We start from the raw sequence: 18,213 nt of genomic DNA, 5'->3' as shown, positions 1-18,213 counted from the left end.
CCGCTCCCGTCCGCCGCGCCCCGCAGGCCGGCGGCGTCGACGGCGCGGTACGCCGCCGCGCCGCACAGCGCCGTCCAGCCGCCGTACAGGAGCCAGGCGGCGCGCTCCCTGCCCTTGAGCAGCGCGCAGCCGGCGATCCACGCGGCTGCGGCGGCCAGCCAAGCTCCGCGCGACTCGGTCAGCAGCCCGGCGAGCAGATACGGCATGGCGCCGGCGGCGAACAGGCCGAACCGGCGGTCCGAACCGGCGCGCGCGAGCTGCACCAGGCTCCAGATCCAGTACGCGGCGGCGATCGCGCCCAGGAAGTTCGGATACTGCACGGAGCCCGCCAGTCGCGCGCCGACGGCGGACACGCGGGCGTCCGCCGTCGTCAGGATCATGGACGGGAACGACGCGAACCCGAGCCAGCCCGCCAAGGCGAAGCCGGCCACGGCGAGACCCGAGGCGTGCAAGGCGGCTTCCAGCCAAACGCGGCGTTCCCGCGCGCCGAACGCCGCGTGAAGGAGCAGCGCGAACGCCGCGTACGCGGCATATCGCAGCGCCTGCTGCAGCGTGCCGAGCACGGACGCCGGCTCGCGAAGCAGCGCCAGCGCGTAAAGCAGCGCAAGGAGCAGGAGCCCCGGCGCGGCCGAAGCCCCAACGGGCCATCCGCCGCGTCCCCAAGCGATTCGCGGCCGGATCGCGCAGCCGGCCGCGACCGCGGCGCCGCCTAAGCAAAGCGGCCATTCCCAACGGTAAAACCGTTCATCGAAATACATGCCGTACCGGAATGCCGCCCCCGCCAGCGCCGCCGCGGCGGCGAGCGAGCCGATGCCGAGCCAAATTGTTCGCATGCCGTCCCCTTCTCTGCCAACCGGCTTACTTCTGCTTGCCCGATCGTTCAAAAAAGGAAGACGCCGCCGGCTTCCCGGTCAACGTCTTCCCCTATGCGATGATATCGCGCGAGCTATCGTTCACCGGCTCAGCTTCTGCTGCTTCAACCGGAAATACGTCCCGACCTGCTCCCGGATCAGGAATGCCCGCATCCCGCGTCGCTGCTGCTCGCTCAAGTCCACGAACCGCGCGCCGTAGCCCTCCCGCTGGCCGGTGTCGTCCTTGCGGATGATTTCCAGCCTGCACGGAAACTGCGTCTCGAGCGCCAGCGTGACGTCGAAGACGTCGCCGACGTCCAGCTTCGGCCCGCCGAACAGCAGCTTGAAGCCGATGCCGGAATCGCTCATGTTGCGCGTGACGAGCTCGAATTCCTCTTCGATCTCGAACGTGTGCCGCTCGTCGTTCTTGCCCGTTACCGTCTCCGTCTGCCGATGCTTCAGCTTGCCCTGCACCGCGACGTCGACGCGGGGCGATTCTCGCCGTTCTTCCAAGCCGGCGAGCGCGCGTTCCGGGAAGAGGACGGCAAGCGCTCCGTTCGCCTTCGCGATCACGGACGACCGCAGCCGATGGATGCCGACCGGCGAGTAGACGGTCAGGTTGACGGGATCGCCGAGCTCGAAGTTCCGGAATTCCGTCAGCTCGATTTCCATCATGTCGCCTTCGGCGTGCGTGAGGACGCCGGTGGACACGTAGCCGTCCTTCTCGACGACCGTGCGGCTGTGCAGCAGCGCCTTCAGCGAAAACTTCCCGCGATCGCCGCTGCCGTATACGTCCTGGATTTTTGCCTTCATGCCTCCTGCCATTCTCCGTTTCCTCCTCCATATGAAAAAAAGCGCATCCTTCACAACGGAGCCGCTTCCTGTTCCCCGGCGTCGACCGGGGGTACATTTCGGCAGCCAGGCTGTCAATCGTCCGCGTTCGCGAACCTTAGACCCTTTGGCTTTGCGTCCTTGCCTTTCGGCAAGTTTGCTAGTATCGATGTCTATGAAGTTGTGAATTCGAATGACAATCGGCGTCCTAGACTTCCTTGACGATCATGAGGCCGTGCTCGTCCTTCAGGTCGATCTGGTAGGCGGCGGGCGGCGGCGACCCGTCGGCTTCCCGGATGATCCGCACGACCGGCCGGTGCACCGCGAGCGGGTTATTCACGGCCACGACCGCGATCTGCCCCGTATTGAGCTGGACCGTCGTCGCGACGGGATAGATGGAGATATGCCTGCAGAAAATCTTGATCAATTCCAAGTCGAAGTACGTATTCCCCGCGGCGAACAAAAATTCGATCGCTTCGGTCGGCGTAAACCGTTTCCGGTGCGGCCGCGCGGATGTCAGCGCGTCGTAGACGTCGGCGATGGCGACGATCTGCGCGTATTCGTGAATCTCGTCCCGCTTCAGCTTCCGGGGATAGCCGGAGCCGTCGTACCGTTCATGATGCTGGAACGCGCAGTGCGCCGACAGCAGCGAGATGTCGTGCTGCGCCCGGATCAGGTTGAAGCCTTCCTCGGTATGCTTCTGCATCTGCAGCCGTTCGGCCGGCGAGTACGGCCCCGTCTTCTTCAGCAGCTCCTTCGGGATCCGCGTCATGCCGATGTCGAAGAGCAGCGCGCCCATGCCGAGTTCTTCCAATTGATTTCGATTATACCCTTTTGCGAGGCCCATAATACCTGCGAGAATCGCGACGTTGAGCGAATGATGGAAGAGATAGCTGTCGGCGACGTGAATGTTGGTCAGGCTGACCATCACTTCCTCGCGGCCGACGAGATCCTGCACGATGTCGCCGAATACTTTGCGGAACGTCCGTCCGAGCTCCGGCGCGATCGTGCGGCCTTTGATGACCGGCTGATCCATGATCGAGGTCATCGTTTTGAATATCGATTCCGTTGCCCGTTTCCGCGTGTCGTCCTGAATGGCGGCGCTCGGCTCCAAGCCTTCCGTCAGCGGATCGTCGATAAATAAAATATCGATGCCGAGCCCCATCAATCTGTCGATGAAACGCTGGTTCAGCTCCACGCCGGCGCCGAGCAGCACGTTTCCGTTTTCCTGCAAAATAGGGCGGGCAAGCCGTTCTCCCGGAGCAACGGAGGTAATGTGCATTTTTCTCATAGATGTTCTCCCGCCTTTATCGCGCGCTGACCGTTCATGCCTGCAGCGCTGCCGGTTCGGCTTCTTGCGTTTTGCTTGCGTATTTATCCGCGTACATCTTCTTGTCGGCCGCGAGCGTCAGCTGGCCGAGATCCTTCCCGTGATCCGGGAAAACGGAGCAGCCCGTCGAGACCGACAAGCGAAGCCCGATCTTCCGGGATACGGCGAGCAGCTGGTCGTGGATCCGTTTCGTGATCCGTTCGATCGCCTTGTCGTCCGCGTAAGGGCAGATCAGAATGAATTCGTCTCCGCCCCACCGGCCCACGAACTCGCCGCGTTCGGCGCAGAGGCGCAGCGTCTCCGCGATGAGGGCGAGCGCCGAATCGCCCTGCTGATGGCCGAACCGGTCGTTCACGTCCTTGAAGTCGTTGACGTCGAGCAGCATGACCGCCATTCGTTTCCGCTTGCGGGACGCCTGGCGCTGCAGCTTCCGGAACGTCGTTTCGATGAACCTCCGGTTGTAGACGCCCGTCAAGGCGTCGACCGTCGCGTCCGTCTTCAGCCGGTCGTAGCAGCGGCCGAGCAGCCAGCCGGCGGACAGGACGACGGCCGCGAACGCGCCGAGTCCGGCTTCGACGGGGAGCAGCGCGCGTCCTTGCGACGCCATATAACATAAACCCGCGGACGCCGCCGTCATGCCCAATGCCGCGGCAGCCCCGACAACCTGCCCGTTCTTCGCCATCCCGCCGATCCCCTTTCGACTCAGTGATTGACGACCCGGTTTCGCCCGTTGTCCTTTGCCCTGTAAAGTGCCGTGTCGATTTTCGAAAACAGCTCTTTCAAATACGTCTTCACGTCGTCGACCTGCAGATGCGTCTGCTCTTCCACGACGTGGACGCCCATGCTGATCGTCACCGAGATCGGCGCGCGGCCGCGGCCCGTCGGAATCTCGTTCGATTCCACCACTTCGCGGACGCGCTGCGCCAGCATCTCGGCCTGCTCCTTGTTCGTGTGGGGCAGGTAGACCGCGAATTCTTCGCCGCCGTACCGCGCCAGGATGTCGGTCCGCCGCAGGGTGCCGCGGACCGCTTCGGCCGTTCGCCGGATGACCTCGTCGCCCACGACGTGGCCGTAGGTATCGTTGACGAGCTTGAACAGATCGATGTCGAACAGAAAGACGGCGAACGGGATGCGGTAGCGGAGGTTGGTCAGCACTTCGTGTTCGAGCTGCTGCATCATGAACCTGCGGTTGAAGCAGCCGGTCAAGCTGTCCGTGATGGCCATCTGCTCCAGCTTCCGGTTCGCCTGGAACAGCTCGTCCTGCATGTAGATCAGCGCGCGGTTGCGCTCCTGCAGCGAATGGTTGTGCTCCTGCGACTTCATGACGAGCGACTTCAGCTCCGTAATGTCCTGGAGAGTGATGACTCTCCCCCGCAAGCTCGCGCCCGCCCGGACGCGCGCGGCGTGCATCGCCATGTACTGCCTCGGCCCGTTCCCGGCGCCGATGGAAATCTCGGTATGTATGCGGTCGCCCGCGTGCGCGCGGAAGCCGTTCAGGAACGCTTCGTCGACGCCGCCCGCCAAGGAATGGGCCGCCAAAAGCGCTTCCATGTCAAGCCGCTTGCCTCGCGCGATGTTCAGGCTGCGGTTGACGTTCCGGTTCATCTCGATGACGACGTCGTGCTCGTCCAGCACGACGATGCCGACGGACAGCGTGTCGATGACGTCCTGCTTCGCCACCTTCACGAGATCGAAGGAACGGTGCTTCTGCAGCGAGAACAGAAAGTAGATGTCCGACAGCAGGATGCTGAGCGTCGTCATGCCGGGAACGACAGGAAGCCACGGGTCCAGCGCGACGTTGACGACGAGGTCCAGCGTCGGCAGGGTCACCAGAATGACGAGGCCGATCAGCGCGTTGCCGACCCGCGGCCCGCCGGACCGGGCGTCCCCGGAGCGGTACGCTTTCCGGAGAATCCCGATCGCATAAAGAAAATAACCGACCAATTGCACGATCACGGCCCAAAAGACGGGCCCGTACACCCGCTCGGCGTACCCGCCGCCCACCGGCGCAACGAACAGATTATCCGGGTTCCAGATCATGGCCGCGGGCAGCAGCAGCGATGGCGCCAACGTGAGCAGAACGACGTTTCGGCCCGGCCTGTAGTAGGCGCCGTTCACCAAAAATTTCGCGAACAGCAGCCAGCCGAAGCCGAGCATCGTGAATCCGACAAAAGAGAGCGTGATGAAGATAATCTGAAGGTGCGGGCGATCTGTCGAGTGGACGCCGATCTGACCGATGGGCCAAAGCATCATGAAGACGTGGAAGAGCAGATAAACCTTATATTGCGTAGTGATGACGTTCTTGACGAACACATAGACGAAGATAGCGAACAAACCTAAGAGCAAGCCAAGATCCATACCTGCCGTTAGTCCCATGAGCTCCACCCAAATCACTATTTAATATGCCATGACAAAAGGCCTGGGACGATTTTTCGTATACACTTTTCCATTCTATCACAATGCCCGGATATCCGACAATAAAAGTTGTCACCTTATTTGACATCGCCGACGGCGAGGCGAAGCTTGTCCTCGAGCGCCCGCTCTAGATAAGGCGAGACCTGCAGCATATTGCGGAACGCTGCGTATTCCTGCCATTTGGCGGCGGCGTCCGCGCGGCTCGCGCCGGTCTTGACGGCGCGGATCAGCATGTTTTTCGGCGTATGCTCGGGATCGATGAACTCCAGCAGCTGCGTGCGGTAGCCGAGCACCTCGAGCAGCTGCGCGCGGATCGCGTCCGTGGCGAGCGCGGAGAACCGCTCCTTCAGCAGGCCGTGGGACAGCAGCGGCTTCATCGTCTCGTTCGCGACCTGGCGGAACAGCTCGTGCTGGCAGCACGGAACGGACAGCACGACGGACGCGCCCCATTCCACCGCCTTGGCGAGCGCGGCGTCCGTCGCGGTATCGCAGGCATGCAGCGTCACGACCATATCCACCTCGGACCGATCCTTGTAATCGGCGATGTCCCCGACCTGGAACCGCAGCCGGTCGTAGCCGAGCTTCTCGGCGAGCCGCGAGCAGAAGGCGATCACGTCCGCCTTCAGGTCCAGCCCGACGACGGAAATGCAGTGTCCCCGCTTCACGGCGAGCAAATGGTAGAGCGCGAACGTCAAATACGATTTGCCGCACCCGAAATCGACGATCGTGATTTCCCGGTCGGCCGGCAGATGCGGCAGGACGTCCTCGACCATCTCGAGAAACCGGTTGATCTGGCGGAACTTGTCCTGCTTCTTCGCGACGACCTGGCCGTCCTTCGTCATGATGCCGAGTTCGACCAGGAACGGCGCGGCTTCCCCTTCCCGCACCACCCGCTGCTTCTGCCGGTTGTGCGAAAGCGCGGCTTCCTGCTTCGCCTGCGGCTGCGAAGACGGCTTGCGGAGCACCGCCGCCTTGCCCTTCTTGGAGAACAGCACCTGCACGTCGGCGTCGTCCGTCCGGATCAGCGCCTGCCGGTAATGAGCCTCCAGCCAGTCCGCCATGCGGCCGGCCGCTTCCGCCTGCGGCACGTTCTCGTGCGTGACTTTGTTGTCGGCGTAATATTGAAATTGATAATGCAGCGCGCCCCTCAGCTCGACGGGGCGAATCACCGTCTTGGCCGGGATGCCGCCGTCCTTCCGGCGAAGCTGGCTGAACGTCGCGCCGCCCATCCGCCCTTCCGCCACCCAGCCCTCCAGGTCGCGCCGCCATTGCTCGTTGCTATCCATAGTCCGTTCTTCAGCTCCTAAACCGTATCTGACTAAACCTTCTCCGTGTCTTGCTTGATCCGTCCGAGCCCGTCCAGCACCTCGTCGCGCGGCAGTCCCCCCGCCTCCAGCGACTCGTCCGGCAGCAGCAGCAGCCGGCTGTAGAAATCGACCGCTTCCCCGCGGGACAGCGCGCCGTCCTCCAGCAGCTCGTGCAGCATGTTCTCGGCCTCGTCGTAGCGCCGGTCGCCCTCGTACCATTCCAGCATGAGCAGCTTCGTGGCGCCGGGCAGCTCGTATTCGCCGAGCCGGCCGGCCAGCTCCTCCGCCTCTTCCGACGGCGTCCGCAGCATCGCCGGCGCGTCCAGCAGCGCGAGGCGCATGAACAGATGGAACGCCTTCAGCTCGATCGGATACGCTTGATCGGTCCGCCCGAGCTCGCTCAGGATCGCCGCCTCTTCCTTCATCAGCAGCGCCACGCCGCTTAAGTTCGCCGTCTCGACGACGCCGTTCGTGGTCATCATCCGGACGAGATCGGCGTCGGACAGCTGCCTTATCAGCTTGCCGTTCATCCGGAACTGCCGGTCGAGCAAATCGTCGATGACGAGCAGCGCCTCCTCGTGCTTGCGCTGCTGGCGCAAGCCCATGATGACGCCGGCGGCTTCGCCCATCTGCTGGATCATCCGCATAAAGAAATCCCGCTGAAACATTCGGTTCTCCTCCCCTTCCGGCAGCGCCGGTCAAAAGCTCTATGCATGCCCGGAGCGAAACGGCCGGCACCGGCTTTGCGGCAGGGCGGCGCTTCGCTCCGCGAATTGGCGACGTCATCCATGAATTGCGGCCGTGCCGCTCCCCTTTATTGCTTATCGTTCGAATTATCGTTCAAAAACCCGAGCAGCTCCGCGGCCAGCCGTTCCGGCGCCTCGACCATGCTCATGTGGCCGCAGCCTTCCAGCAGCGCCTGCGTCACCCCGGGACCGTCCGCCGTGAACGTATTGGCCGGCGGCACGACGCCGTCCTCCGAGCCCGCGACCAGCAGCCGCGGCGTCTCGAGGCCGTCCAGCACGCCCGTCCGGTCGGGGCGCGCCTTCATGCCGAGCGCGGTCGCGGCCGCCCCCGCCGCGCTGGTGCCGAGGCCGACGCCGATCATGCGCCGCACGTCATCGGCCATCGATTCCCTGTGCGCCGGCGCGAACAGCTTCGGCACCAAGCCCTCGACGAACGGCGCGATCCCGTCCGTCCGCAGCGCCCGCGCCGCTTTGTCGCGGTTCGCCTTCGCTTCCTCGCCGTCGGGCTTTGCCGTGGAATGCACGAGCCCGAACGCCGCGAGCTTATCGGGATGCCGCTCCGCGAAGGCGAGCGCGGCGTAGCCGCCCAAGGAATGGCCGAACAGCGCGACGGGCCCGGCATTCAAGTGCGCCAGCAGCCGCGACAGGTCCTCCGCGAAATCCTCCATCGCGTACGCGTCCGCTTCCGGCGCCGAGCTGCGGCCGTGGCCGCGAAGATCGGGCGCGATGATGCGGCCCGCGCTCCGCAGCAGCGGCAGCGTCCGCTCCCAGTAAGCCGAGCTGCCGCAGAAGCCGTGCAGCAGGACGACGACCCGGCCGTCGCCGCCCGTGCCGGCTTCTTGCGAATCGTAGTAAGCGATCGTTTGGCCGTCCGGCGTCGCGAACGTCCGGTTTGCGATCGAGCGTGGATCCGTTGTCATGCGTATCTCATCCCTTCGTATTCGGCCGCCTTAGGCGCCGATGGTCGTTTATGGCGTAATGGTTGTTTATGGCGTAACTTATAGCGTAATGGCCGTTTGCGGCCCGGAACCCGGCAGCGCAGGCTCCCCCCATGCCGCCTGAACGGCATCCGCCAGCGCGCGGGCCAGCTCCAGCACCTCGCGCAGCGAGGCATGCTGGATCGTCCAGTACGGCTTCGGGCTCTTCGGCCCGACGATGCCGGCGATGCTGTAATGTCCCGCGGGCGCGAGCCGCTTGCCGACCGCATGACCCGGGAACAGCGGGCCTTCGCCGACGACGTAGCCGGGCTCCTCTTCTTTTATACCCAGGCACGCGTCGATCGCAATCGTGAGCATGCCCTCCGGAATCGCCGCGCGCATCGCGTCGTACATGTCGGCGTCGCACGGGTGCTCGAGCGTCCCGACGACGTGGGCCCAGCCGGCCTCGGCCAGCAAAGTCCCGACGAGCGGCCCGAACGCGTCGCCCGTCGAACGGTCCGTGCCGATGCACAGGAACGCGACCCGGCCGCGGTCCGGCTCCGCGGCGGCTGCCCTGCGCAAGAGCGCGGCCGCGCCTTCGATGCCGACGCGCTCCCGCGGCACCGGATCGTCCAGCCGCGCCCTGCGGGCTTTGGCCCGGTTTCCCATAAGCTCGATTTCCCCCTCGTTACGGCTGTCCCCATTGTACCGAAATCGCCATGCGGCTTCAAATGCGCCCGCGGCGAGGCGCGCTCCGGGTGTAGCGGCCATTCGGCAGGCATGCTACAATACGAGCAGTCACGTAGACAACGGGAGGAGATTAAAGGTGCGAAACTTGGCAGAACCGAACGAGGACAACATCGCCTTCATGATCGAAGCGATCAAGAACAAGCTGCGCATGGCTTCCGGAGCCGCCATGCAGGCGTCGAATTTCAGCCTGGCCAAATACGAGGACCTGCGGGACGTCTACGACATCGTCGCGTCCAAAGACAAATTCAGCATCAGCGAGGTCGAAGCGATCGTCTCGGAGCTCGGCCAGCTGCGCGGCAACGAGTGATCCGATAATATTACATTAATTTACAATTATCGGCGTGAATTGACAACGAACAACCCGGACGCGCGCTGCGTCCGGGTTGTTCGTTTCCACTATTTGTCTAATACTGCCAGCGGATCGCCGGCTCGTCACCGGCTTACCGCTCTTCTTCGTCTTCCTCTTCTTGCTGCGCGAACGCGCCCGACGCCGAAATCGACAGCTTGACGGATACCGTCTTGTGCTCGCCCTTGAGGAAATACGCCAGCCGTTCCAGCTTCTCCGCGAGCTCCGGTCCCGTCAGCGTCACGTTCAGCTCGTAGCCGAACTGATCCTCCGGCAACGTCCGCCCCGCAGCCGAGTACGGCGCACCGGCATAGGCGTCGGCGCCGCCGCGGGAAGCGAGCAGCTGCTCGGGCGAAAATTTATCGGACTTGTTGACGACGCGCTCGTATATGCGAAGCTTCTTGAGCAGCATGTAATATTGCGCGGAATGCTTGAAGCCCCACGCTTCGCGGATATCCTTGAGCGTGTAGTCCATTTTCCACTGCTTTAATTTCTCCACCTGCTCGTCGGTCTCCAGCGCGAGAAATTCGTCAATCGGTAATATCGGCTGCGGCATCAAATTGTCCCTCCGAATCTGGAAATTACGCTTCGCTCATAGCTTCGCCGTAACCTCCGTTTTTCCTTTTCATTTTATAAAAATATTCCAGTTATTTTGTCATATTCGCGTGAAATTATCAATATTTAAACAAATACAGCCTGAAGCGCGATGACTTCAAGGCTGTATTCGTCGTTTACGCGATATTGTTTCGGTTCGGCTGCGCGTCCGCCGGCTCGGCCGCTTCGCCCTCTTCCCGGTTCAATGCCGGGCGGCCGATCGAGCTGTACGCGAAGCCGGCGCCCTCGAGCCGCTCCGCGTCGAACTGATTGCGCCCGTCGATCAGCACCGGCTGCCGCATCGCCTGCCGCAGGCGGCCGAGGTCGACCGCCGCGAATTCGGGCCATTCCGTCAGCAGGCAGACGGCGTCCGCCCCTTGCGCGGCCTCCAGCGCGTCCCCGCACCACGCGATCCGTTCGTGGTCATGGCAGCTCCGGAAGTTCGGCAGCGCGATCGGATCGCACGCGCGGACGTGCGCTCCGAGGTCGAGCAGCGCGGCGACGATGTCGACGGCGGGCGACTCCCGGACGTCGTCCGTATTCGGCTTGAACGCCAGTCCCCACACCGCGATCGTCCGCCCCGCCAGATCGCCGTACAGGCGCCGCAGCTTGCGGACGACGCTGAACCGCTGGTCGCGGTTGACGTCGACGACGGACTTGAGCAGCTTGAATTCGTAATCGACGTTGCCGGCGATCTGGATGAGCGCCCGCGTATCCTTCGGGAAGCAGGAGCCGCCGTAGCCGATGCCCGCCTTCAGGAACGAGGAGCCGATCCGGTTGTCCAGCCCCATCCCCGCCGCGACCTGCCCGACGTCCGCGCCGACTTTCTCGCAGATGTTCGCGATTTCGTTGATGAACGATATCTTGGTCGCCAGAAAGGCGTTCGAGGCATACTTGATCATCTCCGCGCTGCGGACGTCCGTCACGAAAATCCGGTCGGTCAGCGGGCGGTGCAGCGCCGCGGCGGCCGCTCCGGCTTCCTCCCGGTCCGCCCCGACGACGATCCGGTCCGGATGGAACGTGTCCTTCACCGCGGAGCCTTCGCGGAGAAATTCCGGTACCGACACGATATCGAACGGCCGGTCCGTCAGCGACGCGAGCAGCGCGCGCAGCCGCGCGTTCGTGCCAACCGGCACGGTGCTTTTGGTCATGATCAGCTTGTACGCGTTCATGGCGGAAGCGATCTCCCGGACGGCGCCCTCGAGATGCGTCAGGTCCGCTTCCCCGTTCGGCAGCGACGGCGTGCCGACGGCGAGGATGACGGCTTCCGCCCGCTCGACGGCCGCCCCCAGATCCGTGGTAAAGCCCAGCCTGCCCGCTTCCGCGTTCCGCGCGACGAGCTCCCGAAGCCCCGGTTCGTGGATCGGTATGTCCCCGCCCGCCAGGAGCGCGATCTTCGCGCGGTCCTTATCGACGCAGACGACGTCATGTCCCAGCTCCGCGAAGCATGTGCCCGATACCAGCCCTACGTATCCCGTTCCGACTACCGCTATTCTCATTCGTCCCACTCCCGCCCGCAGTATGCGTGATCTGTTAACCCCGACAGCATAACAAACGATTATTATGTCAGCATTAAGGCTTGCGCCGGCGGCGAAAAAGGCCGTCCGGCCCGGGGGCGCGAACAGCCTTCTCGTCTTGCTCGGCCTCCGTTTCGGCCGTTTATCGCCCTACGCTTCCCGCTCGACCAGGCCGAGCGAACGCAGGAACCGGGCGAACGCCTCCTGTCCTTCCGGCGTCCGCTTATACACGCCGGCGTCCTTCAGCACGTCGAGGAACTTGCGGCCGACTTCGTCCCGCAGCACGTCCTGCGCCCGCTCCGCCGACAGCCTCGTGCCGTGCGCTTCGATCATCGCGGCGATCCAGTCCGCGTGCTTCGCGAGCGGTCCGCCCTGCAGCGCCGCCGCGTCGTACGCCGCCACGCCGGTCAGCAAGCCCGCGATCGCCTCGAGCTCGGTCTTGAGCCGGCCCGGCAGGACGGCGAGGCCCATGACCTCGATGAGGCCGATGTTCTCTTTCTTGATGTGGTGCAGGTTCGCGTGCGGATGGAAAATGCCGTCCGGATGCTCCTCGCTCGTGCGGTTGTTCCGCAGCACCAGGTCGAGCTCGTAGCCGCCGCCTGGGCGGACGCGGGCGATCGGCGTAATCGTGTTGTGCGGCACTTGCTCGCCGTCCTTCTCCGTGAACGCGTACACGCCGGCTTCCGGATCGCCGTAAGCGCGCCAAGCATCCAGAACGGCGTTCGCCGCTTCGCGCACCTTCGCCTTGTCCGCGCCGCCGATCCGAACGACGCTCATCGGCCACGCCACGATGCCGTAGGTCAGCCCGTCGTCTTCCGGGCGGACGAACAGCCGCTCCGCCTTGGCGGTCTCCATCGGGAACACGTGGCGTCCCGCCTGGAAATGGTCGTGGTTCAGGATCGAGCCGCCGACGATCGGCAGGTCCGCGTTCGAGCCGATGAAATAATGCGGGAACGCGTCCGTGAAGTCGAGCAGCCGCGCGAACGTCGCGTGCGAGATGCGCATCGGCACGTGCTTGCTATGAAACACGATGCTGTGCTCGTTGTAATACACGTACGGCGAATACTGGAAGTACCACGCCTCGCCCTGCAGCTCAAGCGGCACGACGCGCAGGTTCTGCCGCGCGGGATGATCCGCGCGCCCGGCGTAGCCGACGTTGTCCGCGCAGAGCAGGCATTTGGGATAATTGCTCGGCGCCACCGTTTTCAGCAGCGCGATTTCCCGCGGGTCCTTCTCCGGCTTGGAGAGGTTGATCGTGATCTCCAGCTTGCCGTACGCGGTCGGCTGCTCCCAATATTGGTTCTTCGCGATGCGGTCCATCCGGATGTAATTGGAATCGATGCTGAGCCGGTAGAAGTCGTCCGTCGCCCGCTCGATGCCGTCGCGCTCCGCCGTGCGGCGGAACCGCGCGGCCGTCTCGGACGGCCGAGGCATGAGCATCCCCATGACGCGCGCGTCCAGCAGATCGCGGAACGTCGTCGTATCGTCCGGGATGAGGCCGATGGAAGCGCCGTAGTCGAGCAGCGGCTCCAGCAGCGGGGCCGGGCTGTCCAACTGCTCCTCCGGCACTTCTCCGTCGTAGGCTTCCGTGAAGCCGAACAGGTCGAGCAAAGCGTTGCGGGACGCGATCGCATCCAGCGGCGGTTCGATCATGCCGCGCCGGGCCGCGAATTGCACGAGCCGCTCAATCAGCAGCAGCGCGTCGTTCGCGCCGGTTCGTTGTTGTTCCGTCATGTTCTAGTCTCCTTCTCGCCGCGCGTTCGTTCGCGGGCTTTAGCGGTCGCCGTAGCCGTTCGGGTTGGCCTGGTGCCAGGCCCACGCGCTGCCGATGATGTCTTCCAGCTTGTTGCGCGTCGGGTTCCAGCCCAGCTCTTGGCGGGCGCGCTCGGACGAGGCGACGAGCACCGCCGGGTCGCCGGCGCGGCGCGCTTCGACGACGGCCGGAATGTCGCGGCCCGTCACTTGGCGGGCGATGTCGATGACCTGCTTGACCGAGAAGCCGGTGCCGTTGCCGAGGTTATAGACGGCGCTGTCGCCGCCTTGGCGCAGCCGGTCGACGGCCAGCACGTGCGCGTCCGCCAGGTCGCTGACGTGGATGTAGTCGCGGATGCAGGTGCCGTCCTCCGTCGGATAGTCTTCGCCGAAGACGGCGATATGCGGACGCTGGCCGAGCGCCGCTTGCAGGACGAGCGGCACGAGATGCGTCTCGGGGTGATGGTCCTCGCCGATCCGTCCGCCCGCGTGGGCGCCCGCGGCGTTGAAGTACCGGAGCGAGACGTATTTGACGCCGTGCGCGACGTCGAACCATTTCATCATTTTCTCCATCGCGAGCTTCGTTTCGCCGTACGTGTTCGTCGGCAGCGTGCGGTCGTCCTCGCGGATGGGGATGTTTTCCGGTTCGCCGTAGGTCGCCGCCGTGGACGAGAAGACGATCCGCTTCACGCCGTGCGCGTTCATTTTCTCCAGCAGGCACAGCGTGCCGTATACGTTGTTGTGGTAATATTTGGCCGGATCCTTCATGCTCTCGCCGACCAGCGAGTTCGCCGCGAAGTGAATGACCGCGTCGATGTCGTTCTCCCCGAACACCGTATCCAGGAATTCGCCGTCGCGCAGATCGCCGACGTACAGCTTGCCGCCGAGCACCGCCTCCCGGTGACCCTGCTGCAAATTATCAACTACGACGATGTCCTCCCCGCGCTCGAGGAGCGCCGCCACCGCATGCGAGCCGATGTAGCCCGCGCCTCCCGTTACCAATACCGCCATATGTTTCCTCTCCCTTCTCTGATTCCAATCCGTATTGTTGTGCAATCTTCGAAAGCCATGCTTCTTCGGAAAACCTTGCTTCCTGACCGGGCTTGCCGGCAAACCTCCGCCGATGCCTTGCCGTACGGCTTAGGCGAGGCGTTCGACGCCGTTGCCGATCGAACACTCGTAGAAGTCCGCGACCAAGCCCGTCGCTTCCGTGTACTTGCGTCCTACTTCCGCCTTGAACGTCTCGATGCCGTCCTTGCGCACCAGCGACACCGTGCAGCCGCCGAAGCCCGCGCCCGTCATGCGGGCGCCCAGGACGCCGTCCACCGTGCGCGCCGCGGCCACCATCGCGTCGAGCTCGGCGCCCGTCACTTCGTAGAGGTCGCGCAGCGAGTCGTGCGACGCGTTCATCAATCGGCCGAACGCCGCGAGATCGTTGGCCTTCAGCACCTTCATGGATTGCAGCACGCGGTCGATCTCCTCGACGACGTGCTCGGCGCGGGCGCGCACGACGTCGTCCTTGATCAGGTGCTTGTTCGCGTTGAACTGCCCGAGCGTCAGCTGGCCGAGCAGCGTCAGGTCCGGGAAGGCCGCCTTCAGGTCCCCGACCGCCTGCTCGCATTGGCTGCGGCGCTCGTTGTATTTGGAATCGACCAGGCCGCGGCGCTTGTTGGTGTTGCCGATCACGAGGCGGTAATCGCCGGAGTTGAACGGCACGAGGTCGTACTCGAGCGTATCGCACATGAGCAGGATCGCGTGGTCCTTCTTGCCGTTGGCCACCGCGAACTGGTCCATGATGCCGCACTGCACGCCGTTGAACGCGTTCTCGGACTTTTGCGCGAGCAGCGCGATTTGGACCGTGTCCGTCTCGCGGCCTTCCATCGTCAAGAGCCCGTAGGCCGTCACGACTTCGATGGAGGCGGAGGACGAGAGGCCCGCGCCGTTCGGAATCTCGCCGTGGAACAGCAGGTCATACCCGCTGCCGAAGACGACGCCGCGGCTCTCGAGCTCGTGCACGATCCCTTTCGGATAGTTCATCCAGTCGTCCGCTTCGTCGTAGACGATCGGCGCGATCGGCAGATGCTTATGCTCCTCGAAGTTGGTGGACGCGAGGCCGAGCCGCATGTCGCCGCGCTTGCGGACCAGCATCGTCGTGCCGAACGCCAGCGCCGCCGGGAACACGTAGCCGCCGTTGTAGTCCGTGTGTTCGCCGATCAGGTTGACGCGGCCCGGGGCGTGGAAAATCGCGATGGCTTCGGAGGATTCGCCGTATACGTTCAAAAATCGTTGGGTCAGTTCTTGCAGGTTCGCCATTATGCCGCACCGCTTTCCGTCGAATGTTGGGGTCTGATTCTAGAATCAGTATAGCCGAAGGGCGCGCGGAGCGAAATGGTACGATGTGAGGATAGGATGGAATTTTGTGACCCCGCATCGAAGTCGCGCCATCGCCTATGGTACAATGAAGGACAGATGGACGAATTGTAAACAAAGGAGTTTCCTGATGATGGAGCTGCGCGCGACCTATACGGTGCTGTCCAATCCCGAACCCAATTCGCATGGTGATTTATATGTCTTGTTCGCCGGCGAGAGCCAGACGAAGCCGGGCCATTCGGTCGGGCCCAAGGTGTATGACTTCTACTTGATTCATCATGTCCTCTCCGGCTCGGGTTCTTTCACGTGCGCCGGGAGGCGGCACGAGCTACGGGCCGGCCATTCGTTTCTGATCCATCCGGACACGCTGATCAGCTACGAATCGAGCGAAAGAGATCCGTGGCGCTACCGGTGGCTCGCCTTCGAAGGCCGTCAGGCGGCCGCGCTCGCCGCGGAAGCCGGCCTCGGCCTGCCCGCTCCCGTCGCCGACACGGGACGGAACCGCCGGATCGGCGTGCTGTACCATCAGACGATGCGAGCCTTCCGGCAGGGCGCTTCGGCCGCCCGTCTGCGGTCCGCCGGCTATCTGCAGCTGCTGTTCGCGGAGTACGCGTCCGCGCTGGCGGACGGCGAAACGGGCGCGCAGCCGCGCGGCGGCGAGGGCGAGGCGCTCACCCGGCAGGTGCTCCGGTACTTGTCCACCCAGTACGCCGAGCCGATCACGATCGAAAACATGGCGGACACGCTCGGCTACAACCGCGCCTATCTCTCGCGCCAATTCAAGCGGCAGACCGGCGTCGCGCCCGTCACCTTCCTGCTCAAGCTGCGCATCGACAAGGCGCATCTCCTGCTGCGCGAACGGCTGGAGCTGACGGTCGAGCAGATCGCGGCGTCGGTCGGTTTTCAGGACCCGCTCTACTTCTCCAAGCAGTTCCGCCGGTTCTACGGCCAGTCGCCGACCGCGTACCGGGACGCGATGAAGTCGCTGCGGGAGAAGGAGAGCCGAACTAGCGGAAAGGCGTGAATCGGGGCGGTCGGCGGAGGGGGCGCCGCGAGCTTCGAGGCGGAAGGTGAGCTAAGAGGTTCAGGTCATGAGGGCGAGCTGAAAGACTTAATGCCTTAACAAACAGGGCGTTTCGGGGGATGAAGGCGGTTCGGCAGCCTACATAAGCGGGATGCACCACGTTACCAGGCGTGAAGGGAATTCAGTTGCCTACATCGGTTTGAAGGCGCGGCGTTGCGGGGGATGAGGATGATCCGGTTACCTATATGGGTTGGAACGCAGGGGAATTCGGGGCGTGAAGGGGTTCCGGTAACCTACTTTGGCTGGAATGAATGGCATTTTGGGGCGTGAAGGGGTTCCAGTAACCTACCTTGGTTGCAACGCGGCATTTCGGAAGATGAAGGTGCTTCGACAACCTACCTTGGTTGGATGGCATGGCATTTCAGGGAATGAAGGCGAACCGGCCCCCTTCCTCTACCTATGAGGCAGGTTCGTTCGATGCATGAGGACGATCCGGCCGCCTCCGCCTATTTCTGTTTCGCCCGGCAAGCAAAAAGCCTCCACGTCCACGATTCAAGTGGATGCGGAGGCTTCTTGCCGGGCGTGGACTTCCTACGCTCATGCTTGTCCTGCTGACCGCCGCGCGATGCGCGCGCCGGCGTCGCGGCCGCAAAGCCGTCATCGGGCTAAGCTGCGATCGAGCGCCGAGCCGAACCCGTGCGCGGCCGGCTATTCGCCTTTCGTTCATCAAGCCGTCCGGCTAAGCGCGTCTTCTGCCGAAGAAGAACGACAGGATGAACAGGACGAGGAATACGACGAACAGAATTTTCGCGATGCCCGCGGCGGCCGAAGCCAACGTAAAGAACCCGAGCACCCCTGCCACCAGCGCAACAATCAAAAACAATACCGCGTACCCTAACATAACCATCACCCTTTCGGTTTTCGTTGTCGGCGTTGCCGCCCCTTGCTACTTGGCATATACACCGTCTGCCCGCGGCTTGAAACGCCCCGGCCCCGCAAACGCGTCTTCGCCGTGCGGCCCGAACGGCGCGAAACCGCGCAAAAAAGCCCCTTGAACCGGTCCCGATCGGAAACCGGTTCAAGGGGCTTTGCAAGGGCGCTAGCCGCGATCGGCGCGGCGCAGCCGCAGGCACGGCTCGCGCCGGCCGGTCACCTGGCCGGCGTCGTTGACCATCTCCGGCGGCAGGCTCCGCCGAACGGCGGCGACGATGTCTTCGCCGAGGCCGAGCTGCTCCAGCATGCCGCAGACGGCCTCCGGCCACGGCGTTTCGCCGCCGTCGGCGAGCTTGACGACGCCGGCGATGCCTTCCTTGCGCAGGGCGAAGACGAACACGCCCTGCGCGCCGCTCTTGGCGACGACGTTCCCGTCGCCAAGCAGGACGCTCGCCAGCCGGTCCGGTCCCTCCACCAGGACCGGGTGGCGGCGCATGGCGGCGGCGATGCGGGCCGCCGCCGCGGCGAAG

The 18,213-nt window shown here is 64.0% G+C and carries 17 protein-coding genes, 1 pseudogene and 1 riboswitch; of the genes and pseudogenes, 2 read left to right on the top strand and 16 right to left on the bottom strand.

Translation table 11 applies throughout. The annotated features are described in order from the left end of the window. From I8J29_RS31755 to yyaC, 9 genes and pseudogenes are all read right to left on the bottom strand, one after another. Positions 1 to 833 (bottom strand): annotated as a pseudogene (locus tag I8J29_RS31755) (hypothetical protein); the annotation flags it as partial. A 120-nt stretch (positions 834 to 953) separates the two neighbouring features. Continuing rightward, positions 954 to 1,676, bottom strand: coding sequence for a PilZ domain-containing protein (locus I8J29_RS31750; protein ID WP_208851281.1), 723 nt, complete (start codon positions 1,674 to 1,676; stop codon positions 954 to 956). Between the two features lie 85 nt (positions 1,677 to 1,761). Further along, a riboswitch (cyclic di-GMP riboswitch) is annotated at positions 1,762 to 1,854 on the bottom strand. A gap of 36 nt (positions 1,855 to 1,890) precedes the next feature. Further along, a complete protein-coding gene (locus tag I8J29_RS31745; protein WP_208851280.1) occupies positions 1,891 to 2,973 on the bottom strand; it encodes an HD-GYP domain-containing protein in 1,083 nt (360 codons plus the stop codon). Between the two features lie 34 nt (positions 2,974 to 3,007). Then, the gene (locus tag I8J29_RS31740; protein ID WP_208851279.1) at positions 3,008 to 3,694 is read right to left on the bottom strand and encodes a GGDEF domain-containing protein; all 687 of its coding nucleotides are present in this window, start codon (positions 3,692 to 3,694) and stop codon (positions 3,008 to 3,010) included. A gap of 20 nt (positions 3,695 to 3,714) precedes the next feature. Then, positions 3,715 to 5,388, bottom strand: a complete 1,674-nt coding sequence (locus I8J29_RS31735) for a histidine kinase N-terminal 7TM domain-containing diguanylate cyclase (protein ID WP_240546627.1) — start codon at positions 5,386 to 5,388, stop codon at positions 3,715 to 3,717. A gap of 116 nt (positions 5,389 to 5,504) precedes the next feature. Continuing rightward, positions 5,505 to 6,713 (bottom strand): class I SAM-dependent methyltransferase, encoded by a 1,209-nt coding sequence (locus I8J29_RS31730; protein WP_208851278.1) that lies wholly within the window; start codon positions 6,711 to 6,713, stop codon positions 5,505 to 5,507. Positions 6,714 to 6,745: 32 nt separating this feature from the next. After that, complete coding sequence (locus tag I8J29_RS31725) at positions 6,746 to 7,402, bottom strand: DUF6483 family protein (RefSeq protein WP_208851277.1); 657 nt, start codon at positions 7,400 to 7,402, stop codon at positions 6,746 to 6,748. Positions 7,403 to 7,548: 146 nt separating this feature from the next. Then, complete coding sequence (locus tag I8J29_RS31720) at positions 7,549 to 8,400, bottom strand: alpha/beta fold hydrolase (protein ID WP_208851276.1); 852 nt, start codon at positions 8,398 to 8,400, stop codon at positions 7,549 to 7,551. A gap of 78 nt (positions 8,401 to 8,478) precedes the next feature. Continuing rightward, entirely contained in the window at positions 8,479 to 9,066 is a 588-nt protein-coding gene (gene yyaC / locus I8J29_RS31715) for a spore protease YyaC (protein ID WP_240546626.1), read from the bottom strand. Between the two features lie 157 nt (positions 9,067 to 9,223). Between yyaC and I8J29_RS34090 the strand changes: the two genes are divergently transcribed. Beyond that, positions 9,224 to 9,454, top strand: a complete 231-nt coding sequence (locus I8J29_RS34090) for a DUF1128 domain-containing protein (RefSeq protein WP_338113323.1) — start codon at positions 9,224 to 9,226, stop codon at positions 9,452 to 9,454. A 133-nt stretch (positions 9,455 to 9,587) separates the two neighbouring features. On the opposite strand, the gene I8J29_RS31705 is transcribed toward I8J29_RS34090, so the two are convergent. The 5 genes from I8J29_RS31705 to I8J29_RS31685 all read right to left on the bottom strand — a co-directional run bounded on the left by I8J29_RS31705 (position 9,588) and on the right by I8J29_RS31685 (position 15,669). After that, positions 9,588 to 10,049: a hypothetical protein gene (locus I8J29_RS31705; RefSeq protein WP_208851273.1), complete on the bottom strand. Its 462-nt coding sequence runs from the start codon at positions 10,047 to 10,049 to the stop codon at positions 9,588 to 9,590. A 175-nt stretch (positions 10,050 to 10,224) separates the two neighbouring features. Next, complete coding sequence (locus I8J29_RS31700) at positions 10,225 to 11,586, bottom strand: UDP-glucose dehydrogenase family protein (RefSeq protein ID WP_208851272.1); 1,362 nt, start codon at positions 11,584 to 11,586, stop codon at positions 10,225 to 10,227. Positions 11,587 to 11,754: 168 nt separating this feature from the next. Further along, on the bottom strand, positions 11,755 to 13,338 hold the full coding sequence (locus I8J29_RS31695) for a UDP-glucose--hexose-1-phosphate uridylyltransferase (protein WP_208851271.1): 1,584 nt from the start codon (positions 13,336 to 13,338) through the stop codon (positions 11,755 to 11,757). Between the two features lie 39 nt (positions 13,339 to 13,377). Further along, on the bottom strand, positions 13,378 to 14,367 hold the full coding sequence (gene galE / locus I8J29_RS31690) for a UDP-glucose 4-epimerase GalE (protein ID WP_208851270.1): 990 nt from the start codon (positions 14,365 to 14,367) through the stop codon (positions 13,378 to 13,380). 129 nt (positions 14,368 to 14,496) lie between these two features. Then, complete coding sequence (locus I8J29_RS31685; protein WP_208851269.1) at positions 14,497 to 15,669, bottom strand: galactokinase; 1,173 nt, start codon at positions 15,667 to 15,669, stop codon at positions 14,497 to 14,499. Positions 15,670 to 15,859: 190 nt separating this feature from the next. On the opposite strand from I8J29_RS31685, the gene I8J29_RS31680 reads away from it, so the two are divergent. After that, positions 15,860 to 16,750, top strand: coding sequence for an AraC family transcriptional regulator (locus tag I8J29_RS31680; RefSeq protein WP_208851282.1), 891 nt, complete (start codon positions 15,860 to 15,862; stop codon positions 16,748 to 16,750). A gap of 739 nt (positions 16,751 to 17,489) precedes the next feature. On the opposite strand, the gene I8J29_RS31675 is transcribed toward I8J29_RS31680, so the two are convergent. Further along, a complete protein-coding gene (locus I8J29_RS31675) occupies positions 17,490 to 17,651 on the bottom strand; it encodes a DUF1328 domain-containing protein (RefSeq protein ID WP_090640995.1) in 162 nt (53 codons plus the stop codon). 198 nt (positions 17,652 to 17,849) lie between these two features. Then, on the bottom strand, positions 17,850 to 18,213 hold a 364-nt coding region (locus tag I8J29_RS31670), incomplete at its 5' end, for an asparaginase (RefSeq protein ID WP_208851268.1).

It is taken from the genome of Paenibacillus artemisiicola (assembly GCF_017652985.1).
GTDB classification, from domain to species: domain Bacteria; phylum Bacillota; class Bacilli; order Paenibacillales; family Paenibacillaceae; genus Paenibacillus_Z; species Paenibacillus_Z artemisiicola.
Note: the sequence above shows the minus strand (reverse complement) of the source record. Positions and strands in the feature narration are given on the sequence as shown.